Origin of the sequence: Paraburkholderia fungorum (genome assembly GCF_902833645.1) — a bacterium.
GTDB classification, from domain to species: domain Bacteria; phylum Pseudomonadota; class Gammaproteobacteria; order Burkholderiales; family Burkholderiaceae; genus Paraburkholderia; species Paraburkholderia fungorum.
The window spans coordinates 1,337,997-1,361,165 of sequence record NZ_CADFGE010000001.1 but is presented as its reverse complement, the minus strand read 5'-3'; the positions used below and the strand labels follow the sequence as shown (position 1 = coordinate 1,361,165).

The 23,169-nt window shown below is 61.8% G+C and carries 20 protein-coding genes; 11 read left to right on the top strand and 9 right to left on the bottom strand.

Annotated elements, in window-relative coordinates; genetic code table 11:
- The first annotated feature begins 241 nt into the window (after positions 1-241).
- From aqpZ to HWX91_RS06050, 3 genes are all read left to right on the top strand, one after another.
- Positions 242-982: an aquaporin Z gene (aqpZ, locus tag HWX91_RS06060; protein WP_028198478.1), complete on the top strand. Its 741-nt coding sequence runs from the start codon at positions 242-244 to the stop codon at positions 980-982.
- A 163-nt stretch (positions 983-1,145) separates the two neighbouring features.
- Entirely contained in the window at positions 1,146-1,841 is a 696-nt protein-coding gene (locus HWX91_RS06055; protein ID WP_028198477.1) for a hypothetical protein, read from the top strand.
- Between the two features lie 285 nt (positions 1,842-2,126).
- Positions 2,127-2,426 (top strand): PXPV repeat protein, encoded by a 300-nt coding sequence (locus HWX91_RS06050; RefSeq protein ID WP_028198476.1) that lies wholly within the window; start codon positions 2,127-2,129, stop codon positions 2,424-2,426.
- An 82-nt stretch (positions 2,427-2,508) separates the two neighbouring features.
- Here the strand turns inward: HWX91_RS06050 and HWX91_RS06045 are convergent, their stop codons facing one another.
- Entirely contained in the window at positions 2,509-3,330 is an 822-nt protein-coding gene (locus HWX91_RS06045) for a Cof-type HAD-IIB family hydrolase (RefSeq protein ID WP_028198475.1), read from the bottom strand.
- A gap of 87 nt (positions 3,331-3,417) precedes the next feature.
- Complete coding sequence (locus HWX91_RS06040) at positions 3,418-4,299, bottom strand: glucosamine kinase nucleotide-binding domain-containing protein (RefSeq protein ID WP_028198474.1); 882 nt, start codon at positions 4,297-4,299, stop codon at positions 3,418-3,420.
- A gap of 139 nt (positions 4,300-4,438) precedes the next feature.
- Between HWX91_RS06040 and HWX91_RS06035 the strand changes: the two genes are divergently transcribed.
- The gene (locus HWX91_RS06035) at positions 4,439-5,035 is read left to right on the top strand and encodes a DNA-3-methyladenine glycosylase I (RefSeq protein ID WP_028198473.1); all 597 of its coding nucleotides are present in this window, start codon (positions 4,439-4,441) and stop codon (positions 5,033-5,035) included.
- 334 nt (positions 5,036-5,369) lie between these two features.
- Positions 5,370-5,795 carry a hypothetical protein gene (locus HWX91_RS06030; protein WP_028198472.1) on the top strand — a complete coding sequence of 142 codons (426 nt, stop codon included), beginning with the start codon at positions 5,370-5,372 and terminating at the stop codon, positions 5,793-5,795.
- Positions 5,796-5,924: 129 nt separating this feature from the next.
- Here HWX91_RS06030 and rpsU read toward each other — a convergent pair whose 3' ends face one another.
- Complete coding sequence (gene rpsU / locus HWX91_RS06025; protein WP_006050883.1) at positions 5,925-6,137, bottom strand: 30S ribosomal protein S21; 213 nt, start codon at positions 6,135-6,137, stop codon at positions 5,925-5,927.
- Between the two features lie 357 nt (positions 6,138-6,494).
- On the bottom strand, positions 6,495-7,436 hold the full coding sequence (locus tag HWX91_RS06020) for an aldo/keto reductase (RefSeq protein ID WP_028198471.1): 942 nt from the start codon (positions 7,434-7,436) through the stop codon (positions 6,495-6,497).
- Between the two features lie 267 nt (positions 7,437-7,703).
- Here HWX91_RS06020 and HWX91_RS06015 point away from each other — a divergent pair, with 267 nt between their 5' ends.
- The 6 genes from HWX91_RS06015 to HWX91_RS05990 all read left to right on the top strand — a co-directional run bounded on the left by HWX91_RS06015 (position 7,704) and on the right by HWX91_RS05990 (position 15,387).
- Positions 7,704-8,855, top strand: coding sequence for a flagellin (locus HWX91_RS06015; RefSeq protein ID WP_028198470.1), 1,152 nt, complete (start codon positions 7,704-7,706; stop codon positions 8,853-8,855).
- A gap of 158 nt (positions 8,856-9,013) precedes the next feature.
- The gene (gene fliD, locus HWX91_RS06010) at positions 9,014-10,528 is read left to right on the top strand and encodes a flagellar filament capping protein FliD (RefSeq protein WP_030102397.1); all 1,515 of its coding nucleotides are present in this window, start codon (positions 9,014-9,016) and stop codon (positions 10,526-10,528) included.
- Positions 10,529-10,532: 4 nt separating this feature from the next.
- Positions 10,533-10,847, top strand: a complete 315-nt coding sequence (locus HWX91_RS06005) for a flagellar protein FliT (RefSeq protein WP_028198468.1) — start codon at positions 10,533-10,535, stop codon at positions 10,845-10,847.
- A 295-nt stretch (positions 10,848-11,142) separates the two neighbouring features.
- Entirely contained in the window at positions 11,143-13,497 is a 2,355-nt protein-coding gene (locus HWX91_RS06000; protein ID WP_028198467.1) for a tetratricopeptide repeat protein, read from the top strand.
- A gap of 46 nt (positions 13,498-13,543) precedes the next feature.
- Positions 13,544-14,692, top strand: a complete 1,149-nt coding sequence (gene vioA / locus HWX91_RS05995; protein WP_028198466.1) for a dTDP-4-amino-4,6-dideoxy-D-glucose aminotransferase VioA — start codon at positions 13,544-13,546, stop codon at positions 14,690-14,692.
- A 32-nt stretch (positions 14,693-14,724) separates the two neighbouring features.
- Positions 14,725-15,387 (top strand): acetyltransferase, encoded by a 663-nt coding sequence (locus tag HWX91_RS05990; protein ID WP_028198465.1) that lies wholly within the window; start codon positions 14,725-14,727, stop codon positions 15,385-15,387.
- Positions 15,388-15,408: 21 nt separating this feature from the next.
- On the opposite strand, the gene HWX91_RS05985 is transcribed toward HWX91_RS05990, so the two are convergent.
- From HWX91_RS05985 to HWX91_RS05965, 5 genes are all read right to left on the bottom strand, one after another.
- Entirely contained in the window at positions 15,409-17,769 is a 2,361-nt protein-coding gene (locus HWX91_RS05985; RefSeq protein WP_028198464.1) for a carbohydrate-binding protein, read from the bottom strand.
- Between the two features lie 120 nt (positions 17,770-17,889).
- The gene (locus HWX91_RS05980) at positions 17,890-19,080 is read right to left on the bottom strand and encodes a BamA/TamA family outer membrane protein (RefSeq protein WP_028198463.1); all 1,191 of its coding nucleotides are present in this window, start codon (positions 19,078-19,080) and stop codon (positions 17,890-17,892) included.
- Positions 19,081-19,086: 6 nt separating this feature from the next.
- Positions 19,087-20,055, bottom strand: a complete 969-nt coding sequence (locus tag HWX91_RS05975) for a SphA family protein (protein WP_096335771.1) — start codon at positions 20,053-20,055, stop codon at positions 19,087-19,089.
- A 100-nt stretch (positions 20,056-20,155) separates the two neighbouring features.
- Positions 20,156-21,646 (bottom strand): DUF1254 domain-containing protein, encoded by a 1,491-nt coding sequence (locus HWX91_RS05970; protein WP_028198461.1) that lies wholly within the window; start codon positions 21,644-21,646, stop codon positions 20,156-20,158.
- A gap of 172 nt (positions 21,647-21,818) precedes the next feature.
- Entirely contained in the window at positions 21,819-22,613 is a 795-nt protein-coding gene (locus HWX91_RS05965; RefSeq protein ID WP_028198460.1) for a hypothetical protein, read from the bottom strand.
- Between the last annotated feature and the right edge of the window lie 556 nt (positions 22,614-23,169).

The following is a 23,169-nucleotide window of genomic DNA, read 5'->3' as shown; positions in this document are numbered from 1 at the left end:
TTATAAAAATTCGCAATGGACAATAATACCGATTTAGGAAGAAATCATCTGATAATTATTAAGCGTCGATGAATTGTAAAACATGATCTTTATCGCGGAATAATAGGTAAAGGAGACTCCACATTGACAATTCTTGACACCTAATCCGGCCGTCTTTCCCTAAAATTGCGCGCTCAATGGCATGCATCGGCACTTAGCACTCATGCCACTTCACACGCTAAACATTTTAGGATTACCAATCATGCCGTTGTCAAAGCGACTTGCTGCCGAGCTGTTCGGCACCTTCTGGCTTGTGCTCGGGGGCTGCGGCAGCGCCGTGCTCGCCGCCAGCTTCGCCGGTCCGGTCCACGGACTGGGCATTGGCTTCGTGGGCGTCGCGCTCGCATTCGGCCTCACGGTCCTGACCATGGCTTATGCGATCGGCCACATCTCCGGCTGCCATCTGAATCCGGCAGTGAGCGTCGGCCTGAGCGTCGCGGGCCGCTTTCCGGCTCGCGACCTGCTGCCGTATATCGTTGCGCAAGTGATCGGCGCCGTGCTCGGTGCGCTGGTGCTGTCGTTGATCGCATCGGGTAAGCCGGGTTTCGACCTCGTCGCCAGCGGCTTCGCCAGCAACGGCTACGGTGAGCGCTCGCCCGGCCATTACTCGCTCGCGGCCGCCTTCATTTGCGAAGTGGTGATGACCGGCTTCTTCCTGTTCGTCATTCTCGGCGCGACCGACAAGCGTGCGCCGGCCGGTTTCGCACCTATCGCCATTGGACTGTGCCTGACGCTGATTCACCTGATCTCGATTCCGGTCACCAATACATCGGTTAACCCGGCGCGCTCGACTGGCCCGGCGCTGTTCGTTGGCGGCGCAGCGGTGGACCAACTGTGGATGTTCTGGCTCGCCCCGATTATCGGCGCGGTGATCGCAGGCGTGCTGTATCCGGTCATTGCCGAAAACCGCCGCGGCAGTTCGCGGGAACCCGTGCTCAACTAATTCAACGGTGCGCCGGGTGTGCGGCGTGCCCATGCAGACAGTCAAAGCGGGCGCTGCGGCGCCCGCTTTGACTTGGCACGCACGAGGCGTTGGCAACCCGGTGGGCTGCCAACGGGCCGCTGCTAGAATCGTGCGACTTTCCAAGCTCGCACAGGTGCTACCGATGACTCGTCTCCGCGGATTCCTGCATGGCGTCGCATTCTCCATCGGCGGTCTGTGTATGGGCGCACTAACCTTGCCCACGGCCCATGCGGCAGACAGCAATACCGAAACGCTCGTATTCGTACGCCACGGCGAAAAGCCCGCCAAGGGTTACGGCCAGCTCAATTGCCAGGGGCTCAACCGCGCGCTGGCGTTGCCGGCGGTCATCGCCGCCAAGTTTGGCAAACCGGATGCGATCTATGCACCCGATCCCGGGCAGCAAAAGGACGACAGCGGCCACCCTTATTACTACATTCGGCCACTGGCAACCATCGAGCCGACCGCCATCCAGTTTCAGATGCCGGTGCAAACGCCGTACGGTTTCGCCCAGATCGATCAGCTCGGCAGCGACCTCGTCAACCCGTCGAATCGCAACAAGCTGATTGTCATTGCGTGGGAGCATAAGCTGATCGTGAAGTTGCTGCGTCAGATGATGAGCACCCACGGCGGCAATGCCGCCGATATCCCCAATTGGCACAGCGACGACTTCGACAGCATCTATATCGTTCACCTCACTTGGCAAAACGGCACGGCCCACGCCAGTTTCAAGCTCGACCATCAGGGATTGAACGGCCGCGCTACGGATTGCCCCTGCGCGGGGCTGCCGGGCAGCCCTTCGGCGGCTGCGTTGGGCGCCTCCGCCGGCTCGGCTGATTAATCCGGTAATACAGGTGTAAGCCGTGATTACGAGCGAGGCCGCCCAATGCGGCCGCGAGGCGGCGAAAACTGAATGCCGGCTCGCTCCAGGTGTCTGGGATGCCTTGTCTGACGGGACTTTGAGCGGAAAACGCGTAACGCGAGGCGCGTTCGAATGTTTCTTCTATCGCCTTTCAAGCGCTGCAAGGATGCTTGCAGTCCGTAACATCTCGTCTCACTAATGAGCGGCCGGAATGCGTAGATTGGTCCTGTGCGACACACATACGTCGCCTCACAGGAGAACAACATGAAACGCATCGTCACTCACTTGCTGGTTGCTGCCGGACTCGCGGCGGGCGCATGCGGCGTCGCGCAAGCGCATACGGATCTGAATATCGGGCTGTCGCTCGGCGCACCGGTTTATGCCCAGCCTGCCCCCGTCTATGCAGCGCCGCAGCCTGTGTACTACGGGTATGGCGGCTGGGACCATCGTTACGACCGCGGCTACTACCGCGACGACCACCGCGATTACCGCGGCTGGGATCACAACGACCACCGCTGGGGTCACGATGACCACGGCGATCGCCGTGGCGGATGGCACGGCTGACCGTAGCGTTGGCGCGTAAGGTCGCCTGCCAAGGCGAACAGCCGGCCCGCATCCACGAAAGAGGATGCGGGCCGTTACGTTTTCAGGACATCAGTTCGTCGTCGAGCGAGAACAGCTTGCGAAGATGATGCGCGACGCCCGCTTCGAAGTTGTTCCCGATACGCGGCACGTGCGGCAGACGCGTGATGAGATCAGGATTGGCGTTGTTCATCATGAACGGATGGCCGGCTGTCTCCAGCAGGTCGATATCGTTCATGTTGTCGCCAAAGGCCACGCATTGCGAGGCATCGACGCCGAGGCGCTCGAGCACGATCTGCAAGGCACGCCCCTTCGACACGTTCGACGTCATCACCTCCAGACAATCCGGCAGCGAATAGGTGACGTACAGCGCGTCGCCGAATTCGCGCTCCAGGTTGGCCGAGATTTGCGCGAGATCGGCGGGATCGCCGATATAAAGTGCCTTCGCGATGTCGGCACCGTCGTGACTCGGCAAATCGGTTACTTCATATCTGAAGCCGGAATCCTGATGGAATTTCAGCAGATCCGGTGCATCCCGGTCGATCAACCACGCCTGGTCGGCGAACAGGTTGACGATCACGCGGCCATGCGCGCCAACGATTTCCGGTAGTACCAACCGCTGCACGACGGCAGGGGGCAGGTCGTCGGCGTGGATGACCGTGTTGTCCGGTGCATGAATGCGTGCGCCGTTCGACGTGATCAGATACGGATTGATGCCCAGCAGATCTCTGATGCCCGCAACGTCGCAGTAGTGGCGCCCCGTGGCGATCACGAAGTGCAGCCCGTCGCTCTCCAGCTTACGCACAGTCGCGATCGTGAACGGGTCCACCTGGTGATCGGCGTTGAGCAGCGTGCCGTCGAGGTCCGTGGCAATGACTTTGTACATAGTGTGAGCAGCCGGGCAGCGTCAAAGATCGCATTTTACCGTTGTCCGGTGCATGCGCGAGATCGTGCTCGGCGCGGGCCGGGATTCTCAGCCGGCGACGCGAGCCGCTTCGCGTTGCGCTAACTGCAAACCGCCATGCGCCGAGTCGGCCAACGGCTCGCGCAAACGAGCTTGATAAATCTGCGGCACGTACTCGCGCAACGGTGCACCGAGACCGCCGCACAGCGCGACCGGCAGGCTCGCCGAAGGGTCGAGCGCCGCAATCATCTTGCCTATGTCTACGCCGGCCTCGCGAAGCAAACGCGCCGCGAACGGATGCGAGGCATTGGCGATGACAAGCGGCGCAAGCTTCGCATAAGCAGTCTGATTGGCCTCGCACAGCCAGACAATCAGGCTGTCGCGGTCATGCGCATCAGTGTGGGCGAGTAGCGCCTGGGCCAGATCGTCGTTGGGTGCGCGTCCGTCAAGCGCCTGCTGCGCGTGTACGATGGCCCGCAATCCGAGCCAGGCGCCGCTCGCTTCGTCGCCGGACGGATAACCGAAGCCGCCGGCGACCCTGCATTCGCCATTGCCGTCGAGCACGGCCGCCTGACTGCCGGTGCCAAGCGCAACGACCACGCCCTGCGCGCCGCCATGCGCGCCCAGCAAGGTGGTGTACACGTCGCTTTCCACCGCGAGCCCGGCTAGCGCCGGCGCCTGGGCGCGAAACGCGGCCAGCCAGTCGCGATTATTGACCCCTGCCAGGCCGCAACCGAGTACGCAGCGCGCCCAGTCCAGCGGCATGCCGGCACGTGCGAATGCTTCGACGCAGCCGGCCGCAATCGCCTGCCACGCCCGTTCCACGCCGAGCCCCAGCCCTGAGGGCCCGCTCGCCGCCTGCGCCAGTTCACGGCCCTGCGCGTCGCCGAGCACGACGCGCGTACCGCTGCCGCCGCCGTCAATGCCGATCAAAAAGAGGTCTTTATTCATCGAATCGAGTGAGTTCAGGTGGTGAATAACGCTAGCGTGGCAGGTCAGTTTCAATCCCGCAATCGGCCGAATGGCCAGCTTGCGGCGCGCACGGCTTCCGCTATGCTGACGGACGACATGACAACGCGGGAGCGCGAAAGTGACACAGCGATGCAACTGGGTATCGAGCGAAGCGCTCGCACACTACCACGACACCGAGTGGGGCGTGCCCTCGCGCGACGATCGGCATCTGTTCGAACTGCTGGTGCTGGAAGGCGCCCAGGCTGGGTTGTCATGGTCGACGATTCTTAACAAACGGACCGGCTATCGCCGCGCCTTCGCCGACTTCGAGATCGACAAGGTCGCGCGCTTTACGCCTGAACATGTCGATGCGCTGGTGCTGGACGAAAGTATCGTGCGTCATCGCGGCAAGATCGAGTCGGCCATCACCAACGCGCGCGCCGTGCAGAAGATTCAGGCCGAACACGGCTCGCTCGCCAACTTCGTATGGTCGTTCGTCGATCAGACGCCGATTCAGAACGATTGGGCGTCATATAAACAGGCGCCTGCGTCGACCGAAATTTCGGACGCGCTCAGCAAGGGGCTCAAGCGCTATGGCTGTAAATTCGTCGGCTCGACGATCTGCTATGCGTTCATGCAGGCGGTCGGCATGGTGAACGACCACGAGGCAAGCTGCATGTGCCGCGCGCGATGCGCGGCGCTGGGCAAGAAGGGACGCAACCGCAAGGCCGGCTGAAGCGGCCGCGGCAGCGGTTGCCAGTCAGCACCTCGTGCCACGCGTCTGAGGGGGCGCCGCTTCCGTTCCAGGCAACCGTCGGCTATCCGGTAAAGCCCTCTCTACAATTTTCACACGGCCAGTCGTTATAGAAGGTAAGTGCCAGTCGCGACTGTGGCGGGCGGCGTCGCCAGTGGCGTAAGCGGCATAAAAGGCGAACGCAAACGGGCCAAACTCGGGAATTAAAGGCTTTTCGCCGTGCTAGTCGGGGATTCGTTAGCTGGCGTGTGCCCGATACTGCCCCTCATGCGCTCGAACAACGAATAACCGCTGCGTAATACGTGGGAGACCAACCATGAAAACCCATAACTTCCTGACCCATCAGGAGATTTTCGATCAGGCCGTCAACCATCTGTTCAGTCAGAAACGCGCCGCCTTGCTGCCGCGTGGTGGCGGCGCTTACCGCGGCTACTGCGGCGGTTGCCCGGTCGGCAGCTTCATCAAGCCACGCGATTACATGAGCTCAATGGAAGGTGTTCCGGTGCGCTACATCGGCAAGGCGCCCATCGAGGTGCCGGCTTATATGGATGCCGGTATCTCCGCGCTCAAAAAGGCCCTCCTGCGCGCCCGCCTCAATGTATACGACCCGGCCACAGTCTCTCTGCTGAGTTGCCTGCAAAACGTGCACGATGTGTTTGGCACGTGGGAATGGCATGAGCGTCTGGCTTCAATCGCCCGCCAATTCGGGCTGTCCGCCGAGCGCCTGAAGAACGCCGCGTAACGGGCCTCGGTTAACGGCAAAACCCAAGGTCAATCGATTCCCCAAAAGCAAAACGGCGATGTGGCTTCTTTCGAAGCTCACACCGCCGTTCGGCGTACAGTGCGCGAAATGCAGCGCGAAAAAACGTGCTTAGTGCAGCTTTTTCGGCAGCATCTGGCTGCGCAGGCGCTTGTGCAGGCGCTTCACAGCAGCAGCCTTCTTGCGCTTACGTGCCGTGGTCGGCTTTTCGTACGATTGGCGCTCACGCAGTTCAGCGATCAGGCCATTCTTTTCGATTGCGCGACGAAAGCGGCGAATCGCCACTTCGAACGGCTCGTTTTCTTTCAGAAGAATCGTCGTCATGTAATTCCTAACTCAATCACTTGATAGGGGTAAATTGCGTGGCGGATACCGCTCACGCGCCGGCCCTCCGGTCGTTCCGATTCATGGCCAGTAACAGGCAAACGCGGGCAGAACCCGGCCAAACCATGAATGAAACGAGAGGCATAACGGCCACGGAGGCCGGAAAAGAGAGGTGGGGAGTTCACCGCGGAACGCGGACAAACGTCATGCCGAAGCCGCGTCTGCTGCCGTTTCGCCAACCTTTCATCAATGAAAAACATTGACGAAACAGGCAAAGATCTCAATTCACTCCCGATGATATCAGGAAACTCTCCATCCTACCAGGGGTTTAGCGATCGCGCCAGGCCTCGCGCACGGTCAGGCGCTTGCCTCGTCCAGCTCGCGGATATCGGCGCCCGTCAGCATCAGATGGACGGCGGCGGCGAGGCTTTTGAGCTGGTCGACCGAGGTCGCGCTGGCAATTGGGGCCGTTACACTCGGGCGGGCAATCAGCCATGCCAAGGCAACGGTGGCCGGCGTGCTGCCGTGCCGCCCGGCAACCCGGTCGAGCGCGTCCAGAATCCGCAAACCGCGCTCATTCAGATACTTCTCGACCCGGCTGCCGCGCACCTTGTTGGCCAGATCGGCCTGGGAGCGGTATTTGCCGGACAGAAAGCCGCTGGCCAGACTGTAATACACCACCACGCCGAGTTGATTGGCGAGCGCCACCGGCTCGATGTCGCGCTCATATTCGGCGCGGTCGTACAGGTTGTACTCCGGTTGCAGCAACTGGTATTCGGGCAGCCCATGCTGACGGGATACGGCGAGCGCTTCCTCGACGCGCGCGCCACTGTAGTTCGACGCGCCGATCACCCGCACCTTGCCCGCCTCGATCAGCTTCTGATAGGCGCCCAGCGTTTCGACCAGGGGCGTTTCGGTGTCGTCGTCGTGAGAAAAATAGACGTCGATGTAATCGGTTTGCAAGCGTCGCAGCGAATCCTCGACGGCCGCCTGAATATTCGCTGCGGATAAACCCTTGCGCTGCGGGTGCTTGGAAACCTTGGTGGCGAGCACGATCCGGTCGCGCTTGCCGCTCCGCCTGAACCACTTGCCGATGATAGTTTCCGATTCGCCGCCGTGGTTGCCCGGCACCCACGCGGAATAGACATCGGCGGTATCGATGAAGTCGAGTCCTGCATCGACAAATGCATCCAGGATAGAAAACGAGGTCGCTTCATCAGCGGTCCAGCCAAATACATTGCCGCCGAACATAAGCGGTGCGACCTCCAATTCGGAACGTCCAATCCGTCGCTTTTGCATGATTTCTCCAGGGTTTGCCTCAGGAGAAAACGAGAATACGCCGTCTTTTCAATACTTGCAGTGAAGCGCCCGAACCAGGCTGCAAGCGGCTTACAGACGAGTGATCGGGTAATCCGCCGTAAAGACAATTGGGTCGCTATTGCACAAAGTCCCTCAAGTTTTTTTTACACGCGCCGTCAACCTTCACTGAGGCGGCCAGCAATGAACGAGTGCTTCCGCCGATGCCAACGTGGCGTTTTGGGCTCAAGGCTTATTTAGGAGATTTTCATGCTCGGAATCAATAGCAACATCAACTCGCTGGTTGCACAGCAAAACCTTAATGGCTCGCAAAGCGCCCTCTCGCAAGCCATTACGCGCCTGTCGTCGGGTAAGCGCATCAACAGCGCAGCGGACGACGCAGCAGGTCTGGCGATCTCGACGCGTATGCAAACGCAGATCAACGGCCTGAACCAGGGCGTGTCGAATGCGAATGACGGCGTGTCGATGATTCAAACCGCATCGAGCGCACTGTCGTCGCTGACCTCCAGCCTGCAACGTATCCGCCAGCTGGCCGTGCAAGCATCGACCGGCACGCTGTCGTCGAGCGACCAGGCAGCACTGCAGCAAGAAGTTTCGGCGCAGATCTCGGAAGTCAACCGTATCGCGTCGCAAACGACGTACAACGGCACGAACATTCTGGACGGCTCGGCAGGTAACGTGACGTTCCAGGTCGGCGCGAACGTTGGCCAGACCATCAGCCTGAACCTGACCCAGTCGATGTCGGCTGCGAAGATCGGCGGCGGCCTGGTGCAAAAGGGTCAAACGGTCGGCACGGTGGCTGTTACGACGGACGTCAACGGCGCGTACACGTCGGCGGCCAATCCGGCAATCACGTCGGTCAACGTTCTGTCGGACGGCAACGGTGGCTTCACGTTCACGGACCAGAACAATCAGGCGCTGAGCTCGACGGCAGTCGCGGCAATCTTCAGCTCGGGCGCGACCACGGGTTCGGGCACTGCGATCACGACCCTGACGCTCAGCTCGACGCTCGCAACGTCGATGGGTACCACGGCAGGCAATGCTGCAACGGCAGCAGTTGCTCAGATCAACGCAATCAATGCGCCGCCGACCGTTTCGAACCTGAACATCAGCACGGTGACTGGCGCGAACGAAGCAATGGTCTCCATCGACAACGCACTGCAGACGGTTAATAACCTGCAAGCGGCGCTGGGTGCCGCACAAAACCGCTTCACGGCAATCGCTACGTCGCAGCAAGCTGAATCGACCGACCTGTCGTCGGCACAATCGCAAATCACGGACGCCAACTTCGCGCAAGAAACGGCGAACCTGAGCAAGGCGCAAGTGCTGCAACAAGCAGGTATCTCGGTGTTGGCGCAAGCTAACTCGAACCCGCAGCAAGTTCTGAAGCTCCTGCAGTAAGAGCTGACGCAGTAACGTCGATGCGCCGCGCGCGAGTGCGGCGCATCGACGGGTTCCAGACAACGGGAGGCTCGCCTCCCGCTGTGCATTCCAATCATGAAGTGATGTAGCATCGCGCACCACCCAATACAGATTTCCAGACGCCCGGAGCCTCTGCAATGTCCTCGATCTCGACCACGTCTACTGCGGCATCGACCGCCGCTGCCAATGCCGCGCTGCAATCGGCCGCGCAATCGATCATCAGCGGCTCGACCGGCAACACGTCGATGGACGTAGGGACGCTCGTCACGGCACTCGTGAACGCGAAGACCGCGGGACAAGCCGCCGCTCTGACGGCGCAACAAACCACCGACAACACGCAGGTGTCCGCATACGGCGCACTGACCGCCGCGCTGGACGCGCTGCAGTCGGGCATCGCGGGCCTCACCAACGGCTCCACGCTGTCGACCTTCTCGGCCACCGCGAGCGGCACCGGATTGACGGCCACCGCAGGCTCGGGCGCCGTCGCCGGCAGCTACTCGATCGGTGTTACGCAGATCGCCAGCTCGCAGGCGTTGTCCTCGGCAGCCTTCGGCGCGACGACGCAGCTGGGCACCGGCACGATGACGATCTCGATCGGCAGCCAGTCGATGAACATCAACGTCGACAGCACCAACAACACGCTCTCCGGCATCGCCGCTGCGATCAACTCCGGCACCGGCAACCCCGGCGTGACGGCGACCATCGTGACCGGTTCGGACGGCGCCCACCTGGTGCTGCGCGCGGCGAACACCGGCGCCGCCAACGTCATCAACGTCTCGGTCAACGCCACTACCGACAACGGTCTGTCGAGCCTTGGCGTGACCTCGACCGCGAGCACCACAGGCGGTCAATCGTCCTTCACGTCGGCGAATTCGAGCAACGCCTGGACGCAAAGCTCGTATGCCCAGGATGCGGAATTCACGATCGGCGGAATCGCCGCGAGCAGCGCGACCAACGCGGTGACCACCGCCATTTCCGGCGTCACACTGAACCTGTCGGCGGCGGCCGCCGGTTCGACGCAAACCTTGACCGTCGCGGCGGACACCACGGCGGAAAGCACCGCGATCAACAATTTCGTCAGCCTCTACAACACCGTCGTCACGACGATGGCGACGCTCACGTCATTTAACTCCTCGTCCTCATCGCAAGGCCCGCTGCTGGGCGACTCGACACTGCAGACGATCAAGAACACGCTGGCCACGATCGTAGGCGGCGCGGTCGGCTCGGGCACCACGGGCAGCACGCTGGCGGCGATCGGCATTACGCTGAAGGACGATCCGGCCGACGGCACGATGGTGGTCAATAACACTACGCTGAGCGCCGCGCTGACGAGCAGTCCGGCGACAGTCGCCTCGCTCTTCAACTCGACCAACGGCATTGCCGAGCAGTTGAGCAGCAGCATCACCAATTTCACGCAGACCGGCGGCCTGATCGATACGCGCACCAGTGCGTTGAATACCGATCTGCAGAGCATCACCACGCAGCAAAGCGCGCTGGCGGATTACACTGCGCAACTGACGAGCCAGTATCAGGCGCAGTTCACCGCGCTCGACACGCTGATGGCGACAATGAACAACAATTCCCAGTACCTGACCGCGCTGTTCGGCGGCGCCAACAGCGCCGGCGCGCTGGCGTCGGCCAACAACGCCTGAGCCCATGGACCCGATCGAAATGAACCAGACCGAACTGATCGAACGGCTGCTGTCGATGACCCGGGAAATCGAGCAGGCCGCCTCGCTCGCCGACTGGCCGGAAGCGGCCCGTCTGACCGAAATGCGTTCGCCGTTGCTGATGTCGCTGTCCGCGGATCAGGAACCGGCCGCGCTGGAGATGATCCGCCGGATTCAGGCCATCGACGAAGCACTGCTCGCCGACGCGGAAACCACGCAAAACGAATTGCACGCCGAGTTCGAAGCTGCGATGGGGCGCACCAAAGCCGCTGGCGAATATCAGCGGATGGCCCGGTTGTAAGCGAGCTGGCGGTACGGCCTCCCTCCGGCCGCACCACGCAAGGCGCACCGCGGAACCTGACTCTGGATCGGCTCCGCGGCATCGAATGGAAGTACCGAACAATAAGAACTACGCGCTGAAGTCAGGGCGCGCTCGTTCCCTCGGCCCGCCTCGTGCGGGCTTTTTTCATGGCGTTCGGCCTTTCGCCGCCGCGCCCCATGCGCTAAACAGGCGGCCTTTTCACCGTCATCTCCGCGCATCGGAAACGCCCTCTCCACCGCACAATTTCCGTCATAGACCATTCTGCGCTGAGACCATGACTCTCCTCCACGAGCAGCCGACGGCTGAACCCTTGACGCCCGAACAGCAACTCGAGCAAGACATCGCTCTGGTTTTGCAGACCGCGTTGGCGCATCACCACAAGGAGGAGTTCGACGACGCCGAAGCGCTGTACAAGGCGATCCTCGACGCCCGACCCGCCCACACCGACGTGCTGTACAACCTCGGCGTGCTGTACGTGCAACGCAAACAACCGGCCGACGCGCTGCCGTATCTCGAAGCCGCATTGGGCGGCGCGCCGGATAACGGTCAGTTCTGGGTCGCCTACATCAATGCGCTAATCGATGCAGAGCAGATCCCGGCTGCATGGCTTGCGCTCGAAATGGGCCAGCAACGAGGGTTGAAGGGACCGGCGGTCAACGGTTTGATCACGCGCATGGCGTATGACGGCACGCAGCTCTCGACCGCCGCCGTAGCGCCGAAGGTGCAGCCTTCCATTACCGCGGAAAGCGCTGGGACCCGCGCCGCCGGATCAGCCAACAACAAGCCCGTAGCAGCGATCGATACACGCCGCCCGAACCCGCAGGAACTGAATCGCTTCGCCTCGCTGTTCAAAAAAGGCCAGCTGCCACAGGCGATCAAACTCGCGCGTGATCTGACCGAGCGGTTTCCCGCGCACGGACAATCATGGCGTTCGCTCGGCATTGCATTGCATCGCGCCGGGCACTACGTCGAGGCGATCGAACCGTTCAGGACGGCGATTTCACTGGGAAGCGACGACGCCGAAGCACGCAATACACTCGCCGACCTGCTTCGCCTGACCGCCAACCCGGCCGCCGCGGAAGTCGAGTCCAGAAAACTGCTTGAGCTGAATCCCAACTATTCAGAAGGTCATCGCGTGTTGGGCCTCATCCTCGCTGCCCGCGGAAGGTACCGTGAAGCGATCGCCTCATGCAGACGAGCGGTCGAACTGACGCCCCAGCACGGCGAATCGCACGGCACACTGGGCGTGGTATTGCTGGAACACGGCGCCTCGCAGGAAGCGACTCCGTCGTTTCGTCGCGCACTGGAACTTGAGCCGAAAAACTCGCTGACGCGCAGCAATCTCCTGTTCTGTCTCGCGCACGATCCCAACGTTGATACCGAAGAGATCTACGCGGAACATCGAAAGTTTGCCCAAATTCATGAAGCGCCTATGCGCTCCAAATGGCCGAAGCACAATAATAGCCGCACGCCGGGGCGGCGCCTTCAGATCGGTATCGTCTCGGGCGACCTGTTCCGGCACGCCGTCGCTTCATATCTGATGCCGGTCATGGAACCGCTCGCGAACGACGAGAGCCTGACGCTCCATATGTACTACAACCACGTGATCGAGGACGACTATACGCTGCGATTGCATAGCCAGGCGGATCACTGGAACATGGTCGCTGGCATGAGCGACGAGCAACTTGCGGCCAGGATTCGCGCCGACAATATCGATATTCTGATCGACCTGAGTGGCCACACGGGCCGCAACCGGCTTCAGGCGTTGACACGCAAGCCCGCACCGATTCAGGCGAGCTGGATCGGCTACCCGGCGACCACCGGGCTCGACGCCATGGACTATTACCTCAGCGACCGCTTCTTCACACCGTTCGGCGACATCGAGCGCCAGTTCTCCGAGAAACTCGTGCACCTGGCCGCCATCGGGCCGTTCCATCCTGAGAAGAATGCGCCGCCAGTCAACATTCTGCCGGCGATGCACAACGGCTATATCACTTTCGGCAGTTTCAACCGTCTGAACAAGTTGCGCGCCGACGTGATCGCCGTGTGGGCGAAGCTGCTGCGCGCACTGCCCACCTCGCGGATGGTGCTCGGCTCGATGAGCGGTGAGGAGGGTGACGAAACGCTGATCGACTGGTTCGTGCAGGAAGGTATTTCGCGCGACCGGCTCAGCTTCCGCCCTCGCTCGACGGTGCCCGTCTACCTGCAACAGCATTTCCAGGTGGACATCTGTCTCGACACTTTTCCCTACACCGGATCGACAACAGTCCTGAATTCCCTGTGGATGGGCGTGCCCACCCTGACGATCGCCGGTCAGACAATGGCCAGCCGCGCAGCAGCCGCGTGGTTGAGTCACACCGGCCTCGAAAACTTCGTGGCCACCGACGCGGATGATTTCGTCACCCGGGGTGTAGCCCTGGCCTCGGACATACCGGCGCTCGCGGCGCTACGCACGGGGTTGCGCGAGCGTTGCAGAGCGTCAGCGGTGTTTCAACCGGAAGTGGTCGCGGCAAGCCTCTCGCGAGCGCTCCATGTGATGTGGCAGCGCTGGCGCGACGGTCTGCCGCCCGTGGCCTTCAGTGTGGACGATGCGCAAACGGCAGACCGCAGCCCGGTTCAAACCGCCTGACGATACCCATCCGCGACCCGGACTAAAAAAAAGCAGCGAGGAAATCATGGGCTCAAGCGCTCCTCTTCGTGCGATCACGTCACTGGACGACGAACGCATCTATGTGACTCAGCCGCATCTGCCGCCGCTGGCCGAGTTCCTGCCGTACCTCGAAAAAATCTGGAACAGCAAGACGCTGACCAACGGCGGTCCGTTCCATCAGCAACTCGAGAAAGCGCTCTGCGAGTATCTGGGCGTGGAGCATCTGGCGCTATTCGCGAACGGTACGCTCGCGCTCGTGACTGCGCTGCAAGCCCTGCGCATCAACGGCGAAGTCATTACCACGCCCTATTCGTTCGCCGCCACCGCGCATTCGCTGCTCTGGAACGGCATCAAGCCGGTTTTCGTGGACGTCGACCCCGACACGCTCAATCTGGATCCGGAAAAGATCGAAGCGGCGATCACGCCGCAAACCACCGCGATCATGCCGGTGCATTGCTACGGCCACCCGTGCGACGTGCAAGCGATCCAGAAGATCGCCGACAACTACAACCTCAAGGTCATCTACGACGCCGCGCACGCGTTCGGTGTGCAGACCGAAGAGGGCAGCGTGCTCAAGCATGGCGATCTGTCGATCGTCAGTTTCCACGCCACCAAGGTTTTCAATACGTTCGAAGGCGGTGCGATCATCTGCCCGGACGCAAAGACCAAGCAGCGCATCGACCATCTGAAGAACTTCGGTTTCGTGGACGAAGTAACTGTCGTGGCAGCCGGCATCAACGGCAAGATGAGCGAAATCAATGCCGCGTTCGGGCTTCTGCAACTGCAACACGTCGACAATGCATTGGCAAAACGCAAGACGATCGACGCGCAGTATCGCGAGCTGCTGGCCGATGTACCCGGCATCCGCTGCCTGTCGGACGCAGGCGAAAAAGTCGCGAATTACGCTTACTTTCCCGTCCAGGTCGAAGACCACTTTCCGATCAGCCGCGACGCACTCTACGAGCGCCTGAAGGAACATGGTATCTATGCGCGCCGTTACTTCTATCCGCTGATTTCCGAGTTTCCGATGTATCGTGGCCTGCCGTCCTCGCACAAGGACAACCTCAGTGCGGCCAGCGCGGCGTCGAAACGGATCCTGTGCCTGCCAATCTATCCCGATCTGAACCCGGTGCACGTTGAACGCATTGTCAGCATCATTGCCGGCATTCAATGAATTGAGCCGGTCTTAAAAGCGGAACGTGGACCATGCAGAACATCGTGCTTGTCGGGTCTTCCGGCCACGCCAAAGTCGTTATCGACATTGTCGAAAAGCAGGGGTCCTACCGGATTGCCGGCCTCATCGACGCCTTTCGCAAGGTAGGCGAAACAACGCTCGGCTATCCGGTGCTGGGTAGCGAATCCGATCTTGCGCGCCTTGCCATGGAACACGATCTGAACGGCGTGGTCATCGCGATCGGGGATAACAGCGTTCGCGCGAACGTAGCCGCCAAGGTAACCGCTACCTCTCCACACCTGCCGTTCGTTAGCGCGGTCCACCCAGCGGCCAGCGTCGGCAAAGGGGCCCTCATCGGCGCCGGTACGGTCGTCATGGCCGGCGCGGTGATCAACGCCGATTGCCGCGTGGGCCGGTTCTGCATCGTGAACACGAAGGCGTCGCTCGATCACGACTGCATCATGGAGGATTTTTCGAGCCTGGCGCCTGGCGTAACCACCGGCGGCAATTGCCGCATCGGCAGCCACGCCGCGGTGAGCATTGGCGCTGTGCTGCGCCATGGCATCACGATTGGCGAACACAGCGTGGTGGGTGCAGGATCGATTGTGATGAAACCGGTCGAGCCTTTTTCGGTGACCTACGGCAATCCCGCGAAGAAAGTCCGGGATCGCCAGCAAGGCGACAAGTATCTTTAAGCAGGCTCAGCCGCCACCGCATCACCTCCGGAACCGCCCACCCCCGCCGCCGAAATGCCGCTGTGGCTGAAACTGCCCACTCGCGCGCGCATTTCCAAGGTCATGCCCCTGCCTGAGCGAATCGAGCCGCTGGGTCTGGCTCGCGTTCGGCTGCACGGGCTGCCAGCCGTCGGCGCCGTGCTGCTCCCAGCCGCCGCCTTGCTGGTGCCGGTAGACGTTGCCGTCGCTGCCTGCATAGACATTGCCGTTATTCCACGCGACGGCCTTGCCCGTGTCCTTGTTGCCCACAATGCCCTTCGTGCCCGCCTGATGATCGCCTGAATACGCATTGCCGGTCACACCCGCCTCAGCCGCGCCGTAGCGCCCCGTCTGCGCGTTGTAGCCGGCGCGTTGCCGACCCGCCGCATAATCGCCGGTGGCTTCGTTGCCCGCCACACCGCCGCGCGCCGCGCCGCTGCGTCCTGTCGACGGATTGCTGAACGAGCCTTGCCGTCCCGCAGCGAAGTTGCCGTTGTAGGCGTTCTCGACCGCGCCGCGGCTCGCCTGGAAGTGACCACCGGTGTACGGATTGAAGCCCGACGCCGCCGTGCCGGCCCAGCTATTGCCGGTCCAGCCGTTCCAGCCGCTCGCGTGGGTCACGGTGCCCTGCCCCCAGCGGCCGTAGATATTGGCCTGGTTGACGTTCGCGTATTGCCAGCTCCACGGGCCACCGCCCCAATACGGTCCCCAGTACGGCGACGGCGCGCCCCACGTGGCGCCGATCGCAAAGCCGAAGGCAAAGCCCACCGTGGTGCCGAGCGCGAAGCCCGCGCCGTAGCCGTAGGTGGCCGGATAGCCGTAGTAGACCTCGCCGACATAGGGCGGATAGACATAGCCCGTGCCGTACACGACGGTCCCGTCCGCATTGACGACCACGCCCATGTAGCCCGGCGTGTAGCCGACCACCACCGTATCGGGCGTTGCCGAATAAACGTGAACGTAGGTGACGTAATGCACGGGCGACGCCGCCGGAATCGTATAGATCGCGGCCGGCACGGTATCGGCGACACGCCACGGGCCGCTTGCCGCGCTCGCGGTGAACCAGATTCCGTTGGCAACGGCGAAAAATTGCGAAGGCGCGGTCTCGATCACCGGTGTCGCTGTATTCACCGCATACGACAACGACGTGCCCGCGATACCGACGAACTTCGGCGCACCGTCATAGACGACCTTCAAGGTCGTGGTCTTGCGCGATACGGTCGCCGTCTGCGGGATGGTTGCCGCAATTGCCGCCTCTTTTGCCTGCGGCGTCCCCGGCACCGAGACGAGTGCATTCGCGTGCGGATCGTCGGCGGCGATCTTCGAAAAATCGGCGGGCAGGCTCTTGCCGTCGACAAAGGTCCACGGTCCGGAAAGGCTCACTGCGCTGAACCAACGGCCCGACAGCAGCAGGTAGTAATGACTGTCGCCCGGTTCGACGAAGAGCGCATGGTCGGCATTGGCGACGGACAGCAGATTCACGCCCTTCACCGGTTGCAATGCCGGTTTGCCGTTCGTCACCACCAGTTCGGCCGGTTGCGCGGCGACCACCACGTCCGGCGCCCGCGCGGGCTTCTTGCCGTCGGCGGGCAACATCGGATCGGACTTGAGATTGGTTTGCGCTTTGTTCGCCGCGGCAACCAGTTCATGCGGCGGCGTTGCGTTCAGATGCCATGGGCCGTCGAGCGCGCTCGACTCGTACCAGTAGCCGGCGGCATTCAGATGCAGCGTGCCGCTCGCGTCTTTGAGCAGCATCGCTCGCGTGTTGATCAGACGTTGATAGTGCGTGTCGCCAAGCGCGCGCCAGTTTGCGTCGCCGTCGACCAGCACGAGCAGCGTGGGGCGCTCGGCAAAGATGATGTTCGGGACGTTGTTCTGCACCGCGAGACCGGGCGCACTGCCTTCGTGAGTACTGGCATAACTGGCCTGCAGTTGCTCGAGCGACGTGACGAGGCCACCTTTGGGAATGCGCGCCTGCAAGGCTTCCTTGACGCCATCGGCTGCGGATGGCGTGGTCGGCATGTCGACCTTGTCGAACACGATGTCGAGCAGTTGCACCGTCGAACTCGTCTTGTCGACTTCAGCGCGCGCGGTGAAATGCGCGACGCCGTAGTTCGGCGTGGCGCCCTTCGCGCCGACGGCGAACGCCGCCCGACCTTCGATCCGGTTTCCCTGCCACACTTCCACCTGCGGCTGATACAGCTCGATGCGTTGCCGTGCGCTATCGAAGTCGCGCGGCCAGGTGGTCGGCACGGGTTGCACAGCGGCAGCGGCGAGCGCTTGCCCAGGCGTCGCGAGTGTCACCGCAAGCGACGTGCAGACGCCCGCGAGCAACACCAGGGATCGCTTCATCGTGAATTTCATGGTGCTTGGTTCCTTCAACACGAACATCGGAAACACGTACGCGGCAATCGGCGCTTGTACCCTGGTTGAAGCCCGCTGCCGCATCCTTTGTGCGAACTCAACCGCACGGGTTAATTCTCGTCAGCGCCAGGCGCTGCCCACCTGCACATAAAAAGCGTTCTGCCCCGGCCCGTGCGCAACGTCGATCCCCATCGACAATCCGAGCTTGCGAGCGATCAGATAGCGAAACCCTGTACCAAAGCCAAACGCGGTCGGCGCCTCCGAAAACGAATGCAGACGGCCATAGGCTCTGCCAACCCCGCCGAAGCCGAGCAGCGCCCAGCGCGGCGTGACGTTCCAGCGGATCTCGGCTTCGGCCGTAAGCTGGTTGCTGTCCTGGAACTTCGCATCGGATACGCCACGCAGCGACACGTACGGCTGCGCAAAAAATGGAATGTTTCCCTGCGAGAAACCGGTGTCGGCTCGCAGGCCGAGCACCCAGCTCTTCGACAGCGGAATCCACTGATAGCCGCGCGCCGTCTGTTCCTGAAAGTTGGTGGAACTGCCAAGCCCCCCGCGCGCGAGGTCCGCTTCGAGTTCCGCATAGGTACCGCTCGACGGATAGAACATGTTGTCGCGCGTGTCGTAGTCGACCACTACGCCGGCCTTGGCAACGCGCTGGTCTTTCTCGAACTCGCGAATCCCCTGCGGAATCGTTCCGCTAAAGCGCGTGCGGGCATCGAAGAAGGTATAGCGCGGACCAACATACCAATGGCTATCGCCGATCCGGAACAACACCTGCTGCACGAGCGCGATGCCATCGAGCTGGTACGCGCGCGGCTGGTTGCGGATGCCGTAGTAGTTCAGATGCAATCCCACTTTGCCGACTACGCCGAGATAGCGGATGTGATCGTCGTCCCAGGTGTGGAAGTGCATCAGTCCCACGCCCCAGCTATGCGTGCCGGTCGCGAAGCCGCCGAGGCCGGTGACGTTCGGCGGCGCCTTGGCGTCGTCGGGTGCATCCGCGCTTTTCTTCGGCATCGTGAAATAGAGGAGGCCCAGACCCAGACCGTAACCGACTGCGGGCTCGGTGATGAGCGTCGGCACAGGCAAGACGCCGCGATGCGTCAGCAGCAGATCGCTCAGGTCGAATGCGCCGTCTTCGGGATCGGTGAATTTCGACGCCGCATGAGCGTGGGCCGACATCAGCAGCACCGCTGCAGCCGCTGCCGCGGTGCGTCTTACACGGCGGCGGTTCTTATCGGCCTCGATCGACAAGGCTGCGTTGACGCGCAACGGCGCACACCGGGCATGACGGATCAGCAAACGCACGCTCCGTTACTTGAAGGTGGCGCTGACCGACAACTCCACCGCATTGCCTTTAGGCCGGTTGCTGACGTTGAACTCGTTCACCCAACGCAACGACGCCGACACCGGCGTTTTCTGAAGCTTGCCCGACCACGTGACCATTGGCCCGAGACCCACGGAATGCCCCTGATTTCCGCCGGTGACATCGGCAAGACCACCGCTGTCATGACCGAGTTGCTGGATATAACCGCCCACGACGCCCACGCCCCAGCCGCCGAAGCGTTTAAGCGCGAGCACATCGAGCACGCTGACCGGTGCGTTGTGATAGTGGGTATCGCTGTTGGCCGTGTAGAACCCGATGCCGTAGTTCACGGACAACTCGATTTCTTCTTTCGGGAACAGCTTCGTATAGGCGACCGTCGGCGTGAAGGTCCACGTGTTCTGTCCGGCATTGGCGAGCCGGCTGGTGGAATAAGCACCGGTCGGCGCATAGATCTGTACGCTGAGCGCGATGTGATCGGTCTTGGTCAGGTGATAACCCGCGACGATCGGCGTAAAGAACAGATCGGCGAACTGGGTGTTATGGTCGTTCGGCAAACGGCCGTGGAACGATGAGATGTCGGTGTACTGGAACGGCACGCCGAACGATGAGGCGAAATTCCAGCCGCCCGCGGTGATCCCCCACGTCTTCACCGCGTTGGCGATGGTGTACACGGCGGTTACGTCTATACCCGCGGTAATCTGCCCGGCGATCGGAATGGTCTTGCTCGCGCCTAACGAGCCTTCGTAGTAGATGGTGGTAGCCGACACGATCCAGTCGTCGGTAGGCGGCACGACACCGGCGTATGGCGTGACCTGCATACCGGTAATCGGCCGGCCGATGCCACCTTCAGTCGCCCATCCTTGCTGGGAGACAACCAGGCCTGCGGTGGTCAGAAGCGCACCCGCGCCCCACCTGGCGAGTGACCGGTTTGCGGACAAATGATTGCGGCGACTCATAGTCATCCTCACGAAAATAAGTTTCCGCATTCTCACTCTGCGGACGAGGCTGTAGACGACGTGCGGCCACAAGCCACAGCGATGCGCGACGAGGCGATTCTCACGGCTGGCGCACGATCGGCGGTGGCGTCCAGCTGCCGTCAAGCGCCGGCTGCTGCGGCCAGTAGGCGCGCACATACAGCGAGAACGCTTCGTTGGCCGGCGCCGGCAGCCAGTTGGCGAGTTTGTCGTCGCCGGGGCTCGTGCTCTGCACATATAGCGTCAGCGAGCCGTCGGCATTGAATTTCAGGTCCTTGTTCTTGGTGCCGAGCGAGTAGCGGTTTTGCGCGTTCGGCGAGAAGAAGTGATGCGCGTTGTACAAGGTCAGCGACCAGAATCCTTTGACCGGCGGCAATCTGTCTTTCGCGAACGTCACTGTGTAGTTCGCATTACCGTCGAGGCGTTGACCGGATGCGTCGGCATCGGCATAGAAATACTTGGTCTCGTTTGGCTTGTTGACGAAGATGTTCGACTTCGCCACCGCCGTACGCGTGAAGTAGTCCGTGCCGAACGCAGCGCCGTTGCTGATGGTGTTCCAGTTGGCGGGCAGCTGTTTGCCGAAGGTGTTGAAGTTGAATAGTGGCGTGACCAGATCCGCCTCGGCCTTCACTGCTTCTTCGACGATCGCGGTCTTGATCGCCGGATCTTTCCGCGCCGCCGCGATCAGCGCGCGCGCCTGCGCATAGAGCGCTTCTTCGCCGGGTTGCGGCGGCGTCTCGTCGAGTACTGTGGGCAGTTCATCCCAGAACCGGTTTGGATCGACCCACTTGATCTCTTCGGCGTTGCCGCCCGCGGCGGCACCGGCCGAACCGAAACTCGGCGACTTCGACCAGTCGGTCTCCTTGACCTTGCCGTCGTACTCGGCGAGCGGATACAGGCCCACCTTGGCGAGCACCGGCTGCACGGCCGCGCGATCTTCAGCCGTGTCGTCCATGAAAACGCGCGGGATGAAGCTGCCGACGCCGGTCGGCGAGCGGAACACCTGACGGATGCCCTTCGGCACCTGACCGTGCCAGTCAGGCCCGGCTAACAGATAGAAGCCCGGACGCGTGCCGTACATCTTGCCGAGACTCGCGAACCCGTCGGTACGCAGATCGACCGCCTGATAGACCCAGAAGCGTTTGCCGAAATCGGGCACCTGCACGACCACCGGGGTCTGGTTCAGATCGAGAATCGCGGAGCCGTAGACCACGTCCTGATTCGGACACGCGACAAAGCGCTCCTGCGGCTGGATATAGTCGCGCAGCATCGACAGATGGTTGGGCGGGGCGACCGGCACGACGCCGCCATTCAGGCCCGGCTGCGGCACCTGCCTCATCGCCAGCAAGCGGCCGTAGACGTTCACCATCGGCCACGCCCAGAAGTAGGTCTGCCGCGCGACCAGCCGCGCGTACTGGTCGGAGATCGCATAGCCCGCTACCGGACCCGGCACCGACGCTGCTGCGCTGGCATTGGCATGGGCCGGCTGACCCTGCGGTGTCTTCGCCAGAATCGGCGCGGCGACCGACGCCAGTACGGCTGCGGTCACCCATGTTGCGGCTTTCTTGTTCATATCGTTCTCAGGTTCGTCCATGCGCGGCCTAGCGCTTTTGCGACGCTGGCTGGTCCCCGGCACCGTCGAGCACGATCCGGCCAGAGCCATAGAGCCGCTCGACGGGGTCGTACACGCCTCGGGACGCGGGCGGCCAGGTCGATGTCATGTCTGCTTTCTCTCAGGTTCCAGTCTATTTGCCGAACGTCATATTCAGGCCTGCGAAGATCGTGAACTTCGGCACCCCGGCACCGGAATGGGCGACCGAGTACTGCGGTTCGATAAACGCGTTGTAGATGGTCGAGCCACCCTTCCACGCCTTGCCGGCACCAAGGCCGACCGGAATGTAGTAGCTGCCGTGCTGCAGATCGAAAGTCCAGATTCCGGTTGAGCGGATGTACCAGCCGCCCGGCAGGTTGAAGATGCCGAACGGCTGCGCGGTAAGCGATTGCGTGGTGGGCCGGCTGCTTTGCCCCGCGAACGAGTGTTGCCATTGCACCAGCGCGCCGAGCAGCCGCGCCTTGGTCGCACTGACCGCGACCGCGGCAAGACCAGCCTGCCACTTGCCGGTGCCGAGGCTCGGGTCGGTGGCCGTCGGCATGGTCACGAGCGGGCCCACGCCAACCTGCACGTCGCCTTCGGACAGCAGGAAAATGTCGAACAGGTTCAGGTCGCCGAGACCGGTGTTATAGCCGCCGCTTGGGTCAGGCCGCGTGCTGACCGGCACCGTGGCGCGAAAAATTTGCGGCACGCCGATCAGGCTGTTCGGGCCGATCGGTACGGTGGGGCGCAGCAGCAGGTCGTTCGTGTGCGCGCTCGCGCCGAACACGCTCGGCGTGTAGTAATTCTGGATGTTGAATGAAGCAGCCAGGTTCAGCGGGTTATTACTTTTATTGGCATCGTCAGCGGAAGCCTGGGCGAACGCAGGCGACAGCAGCACCGAGGCGGCATATAGCGCTGCCGCCAAAATCACGCATTTACAACGCATCGCGCACCTCGTCTATGGGCACTTCTTATAGGCGAACGTATTCCCCATTGCCAAAGCAAATGAATTCAGGAAATAGCATTCGTATTTCTTGATTTAACTCACATTAATCGCGGAAGCGAGTTCGCCCGCCCGGCAGCCACGTGCAGCCGGGAAATGCGCAGAACAGAAAGACGCGCAGTTAAATAGCGCTAAACCTTGCGAGCAGACTGGGAAGACAACACGGCCGGACACAGGGATTGCATGGACGCTCCTCTCAGACCCAAGAACGCCGCACCGAACAAAGCATGCGGAAGATAAAAGGTTCACTACGCGTGAGCTTGTGGCGGAATGGTAGCAAACGTTTCAGGAGATTACAGAGATAAATTTGTAACACGATCGAAAGCTCAGGAATTTTCCGCCCGCCTTAGGTTTTTATAGCCATTCCAATTGCATATTTCTGATATGGCCTTGCCAGTTTTTTTACCCGGTTCATATGAATCCACATGACGGCATCTGCTATCGCGCATTGCCGGCATCGAGGCAGCCGCGTTAAAAAGCAACAGAATGGGCTGCAACA

What these genes read in the sequence shown, in the direction of transcription:
- HWX91_RS06030 (WP_028198472.1), top strand. Translation starts at nt 5,370, where the DNA reads ATGAAAACCCATAACTTCCTGACCCATCAGGAGATTTTCGATCAGGCC.
- HWX91_RS05975 (WP_096335771.1), bottom strand. Translation starts at nt 20,055, where the DNA reads ATGAGTCGCCGCAATCATTTGTCCGCAAACCGGTCACTCGCCAGGTGG.
- HWX91_RS06020 (WP_028198471.1), bottom strand. Translation starts at nt 7,436, where the DNA reads ATGCAAAAGCGACGGATTGGACGTTCCGAATTGGAGGTCGCACCGCTT.
- HWX91_RS05970 (WP_028198461.1), bottom strand. Translation starts at nt 21,646, where the DNA reads ATGAACAAGAAAGCCGCAACATGGGTGACCGCAGCCGTACTGGCGTCG.
- vioA (WP_028198466.1), top strand. Translation starts at nt 13,544, where the DNA reads ATGGGCTCAAGCGCTCCTCTTCGTGCGATCACGTCACTGGACGACGAA.
- aqpZ (WP_028198478.1), top strand. Translation starts at nt 242, where the DNA reads ATGCCGTTGTCAAAGCGACTTGCTGCCGAGCTGTTCGGCACCTTCTGG.
- HWX91_RS05985 (WP_028198464.1), bottom strand. Translation starts at nt 17,769, where the DNA reads ATGAAATTCACGATGAAGCGATCCCTGGTGTTGCTCGCGGGCGTCTGC.
- HWX91_RS06040 (WP_028198474.1), bottom strand. Translation starts at nt 4,299, where the DNA reads ATGAATAAAGACCTCTTTTTGATCGGCATTGACGGCGGCGGCAGCGGT.
- HWX91_RS05965 (WP_028198460.1), bottom strand. Translation starts at nt 22,613, where the DNA reads ATGCGTTGTAAATGCGTGATTTTGGCGGCAGCGCTATATGCCGCCTCG.
- HWX91_RS06045 (WP_028198475.1), bottom strand. Translation starts at nt 3,330, where the DNA reads ATGTACAAAGTCATTGCCACGGACCTCGACGGCACGCTGCTCAACGCC.
- HWX91_RS06015 (WP_028198470.1), top strand. Translation starts at nt 7,704, where the DNA reads ATGCTCGGAATCAATAGCAACATCAACTCGCTGGTTGCACAGCAAAAC.
- HWX91_RS06000 (WP_028198467.1), top strand. Translation starts at nt 11,143, where the DNA reads ATGACTCTCCTCCACGAGCAGCCGACGGCTGAACCCTTGACGCCCGAA.
- HWX91_RS06050 (WP_028198476.1), top strand. Translation starts at nt 2,127, where the DNA reads ATGAAACGCATCGTCACTCACTTGCTGGTTGCTGCCGGACTCGCGGCG.
- rpsU (WP_006050883.1), bottom strand. Translation starts at nt 6,137, where the DNA reads ATGACGACGATTCTTCTGAAAGAAAACGAGCCGTTCGAAGTGGCGATT.
- HWX91_RS06055 (WP_028198477.1), top strand. Translation starts at nt 1,146, where the DNA reads ATGACTCGTCTCCGCGGATTCCTGCATGGCGTCGCATTCTCCATCGGC.
- fliD (WP_030102397.1), top strand. Translation starts at nt 9,014, where the DNA reads ATGTCCTCGATCTCGACCACGTCTACTGCGGCATCGACCGCCGCTGCC.
- HWX91_RS06005 (WP_028198468.1), top strand. Translation starts at nt 10,533, where the DNA reads ATGGACCCGATCGAAATGAACCAGACCGAACTGATCGAACGGCTGCTG.
- HWX91_RS05990 (WP_028198465.1), top strand. Translation starts at nt 14,725, where the DNA reads ATGCAGAACATCGTGCTTGTCGGGTCTTCCGGCCACGCCAAAGTCGTT.